Source organism: Deltaproteobacteria bacterium (genome assembly GCA_016874735.1).
GTDB lineage: Bacteria > Bdellovibrionota_B > Oligoflexia > Oligoflexales > CAIYRB01 > CAIYRB01.
In genome coordinates, this window is sequence record VGTI01000148.1 from 1 (window position 1) to 3,081 (window position 3,081).

At 53.7% G+C, this 3,081-nt stretch carries 3 protein-coding genes; all 3 read left to right on the top strand.

Annotated features, from left to right (window positions below; all coding sequences use genetic code 11):
• The first annotated feature begins 539 nt into the window (after positions 1 to 539).
• Positions 540 to 857: a helix-turn-helix transcriptional regulator gene (locus FJ146_19780; protein MBM4254212.1), complete on the top strand. Its 318-nt coding sequence runs from the start codon at positions 540 to 542 to the stop codon at positions 855 to 857.
• A 346-nt stretch (positions 858 to 1,203) separates the two neighbouring features.
• Positions 1,204 to 2,541 carry a histidine--tRNA ligase gene (gene hisS / locus FJ146_19785; GenBank protein ID MBM4254213.1) on the top strand — a complete coding sequence of 446 codons (1,338 nt, stop codon included), beginning with the start codon at positions 1,204 to 1,206 and terminating at the stop codon, positions 2,539 to 2,541.
• A 12-nt stretch (positions 2,542 to 2,553) separates the two neighbouring features.
• Positions 2,554 to 3,081: glycosyltransferase (locus FJ146_19790; GenBank protein ID MBM4254214.1), on the top strand; the 528-nt coding region annotated here is incomplete at its 3' end.

Here is a 3,081-nt window from a genome sequence, read left to right on the forward strand (position 1 = left end):
TTGAACCATACTTGCGCCATGATTCGGGACAACATTAAGCGCATGAGTCGCCGTACTTGGACCACTACTAAGCGTATCGACAGGCTCAAATACCTGCTATCCATCTATGCTTGGATCCACAATCAGCTCCTAGGCGGGGCCGATTGGGGGGTGCAAATGGCATAATGCTTAACAACACTGAAGTAGATCAGTTTGTAAATTTTTTGGCAGATGAGGGGCAGCGATAACCGCGAGTATCCCTTGACGCTGGATGTTGCCATGGTCCTAGTGGCCACTGTGCTGTCACTAGGCAGAATCTCCATCGATTTTTAGCCCGCCATTACATTGTAATCTAATCCGTCTCATGTTTAGCCCCCATTATGCCGATAAGCGCGACCAAATCAGCCAGGGGAAATTCGAACCACGGAGCGTTTCGATGCACCGCAAGGATTTTTATTGCCCCGAGATTACAGGAAAAATCGACGCTGATCAGGCACTGCGAAGACGAGGGATAGACAGAACCATATAGATGTCACGACTTTAGAGGGGGCTTAGAGTTTATGGACAGCGGACTAGAAAACAGTACGGTCAACCTGCGTGAACGAGTGGCTACCAACATCAAACGCTGTCGTCAGCGGGCCGGATTTACGCAGATCTCTCTCGCGCGACGTCTCGGCGTGTCGCAACGTTACGTGGCGATGTTAGAGCAAAACGCCAGAAATCTCAGCATCGACTCTCTGGCTAAGATTGCCCACTCTCTTGACGTGGACATTAGCGAGCTCATCTGTGATGCGCAGCGCCTCGAGGATGAGACCAGAGTGGCCGCTAAACTTGGCATCGAATTACTACAAAAACACCTCAAGGCTCACGACTCGTGAGACGCATCGGAGAGAGCCCACGAAGGCCAGTGACCGACCCCGGCATTGCCGAGGTCAATCATTGGTCCATATGGAGGAGGCACAAAGTCCAAGCGATTGGCCATGTGACCCTAGATATTTGATTGAAAAGCACAGAAATAACCGAAGTTTGCAGAGTAACGAGTGTGTCGTGGGCACCCACCCAAAAATATCTGATAATTGCGGACTGCCATCCGCATTTACTGGGCGACCCGCAAAAAGCCCATCGGACCGCCGCGCGGTGCCGCCCCCCTCAGGCCCCAGGAAGCCGTTGAACAGGGCCGCCCATCAATGCTAGCTTGCCCCTCTCAGTTGGTTCAAATAACGCATCTGTGTCGAGGAGTTAGCCATTAGTAAATCAGTCAGTGGCTTTGTTGAATGGCAGCCCAAAGTTAAAGTCGTTGAGGAAACTTGGATACGCCGTATTGCCGATAACTCACGGCGACACGGATTCGTACCGGTTGAGACCGCTGCGGTGGAGTATTTGAGCACGCTGCAGATCAAAGGCGAGATTGATAAAGAGATCTACTGCCTTTCCAAGCTAGGATCGACGACCACTCGGGACTTGGCCCTGCACTATGACCTGACGATCCCGACGGCGCGCTATGTAGCCGAGCACCAAGGCAAGCTGGCCTTCCCTTTCAAAAGGTACCAGACGCAAAAAGTATGGCGTGGTGAGCGTCCTCAGTTTGGGCGTTACCGGGAGTTCTACCAGGCTGACATCGACATTATTGATGTTGAGAATTTGCCTGATTTCTACGACGCCGAGGTGCTTTGCGTCGGTATAAAGTCTATGCTTGCGCTCGGTATCGGCGCATTTAAGGTTGGCGTCAGCAACCGTAAAATTTACGAGGGCTATTTAAAAGGCTTAGGCATCGAGGACGCGGTTCCGGTTCTGCGCCTCATCGACAAGATCGACAAGGTCGGTAGCGACGGTGTGCAGAAGCTGCTGGTCGAACATTGCGGCATGACGGCTCAGCTGGCGGAGCGATGCTTGGCGCTGGCTCACGTGGACTTTAACGGCCGCACGCCCGATGCGCTGATGGCTGAATTAGGAGTCAATCACGAGTTGTTTAGCCAAGGACTCACCGAGCTGACACGGTTGATCGCCAACGTTGAGCTCATTGCTGATGCTGAGGTCCGTGCAGCCATCGTGGCTGATCTATCGTTCGTGCGTGGCTTCGACTACTACTCAGGTAGTATTTTCGAGGGTAAATTTGTTGATAGTCCCACCTACGGTAGTATCTGTGCCGGGGGACGTTACGATAACCTGGCCGAGGGTTTTGGCACGAGAAAACTGCCAGGTGTCGGATTCTCGATCGGTCTGACGCGCATACTCGCCAAGCTTGAGGAGAAGGCGGCGGAACTCGCCGATTACCCCAAGGCCGGATGCGACTTCTGTCTGATCTTGGAGGGCGACGGTGCCCTCAACCCAACGCTCGTAGCCACTGGCAAGCAACTCCGTGACCAGGGATTTACGGTAAACACTATTTCTGTGGCCAAGCTTAAAAAGGGACTACAGATCGCAGCGCGCCTTGAGAGTGCCGTGGCCATCTTCGAGTTTGATCAAAAATGTGTGATGAAAAAACTGAGCACCGGCGAGCAGAAAGAAGTGTCACCGGGGCATGCGGGCTTGCTCGATGCCAAGGCTTTTCGTGAATCCTAGTTAGGTCAATACATGCCTAAAGTATCGATCATCACTGGGGTCTACAACTCGACCCCTTACCTGGGTCGCCTGACGGCGTCGATGAAGCGGCAGACCTTTACCGATTGGGAGATGCTGCTTGTCGATGACGGCAGTAGCGATCAGTCGTGCGATGTTATTTTAGAGCACGCAGCAAAGGATCCGCGCTTTCGCCTAATTAAGAAGGATCCCGAGGGTTACCCCTCGCGCAGCCGAGCCGTCGGCCTGGCTCATGCTCAAGGGGAGCTGGTCGCCTTTTGTGATCACGATGACTTTTGGGCACCCGACAAGCTGGCCCTGCAAGTCGCGGCCATGGCGCAATGTCCGGACGTGGCGATACTCCATACGGACCGCGTTGTGTGGACGCAAACGGGCGAGCCTAGCGCCTATCCCACTTTTCCTGGTCCTGTCGCCACAGTGCGTCAAGATCCCAGGGAGGTGATTTACGGTGGGCTGAGGATTATCTTTTCGTCCTTTATGACGCGCCGTGATCTCATCGCACAGGTGGGATTTGACCCCGAT

What these genes read in the sequence shown, in the direction of transcription:
- FJ146_19780 (MBM4254212.1), top strand. Translation starts at nt 540, where the DNA reads ATGGACAGCGGACTAGAAAACAGTACGGTCAACCTGCGTGAACGAGTG.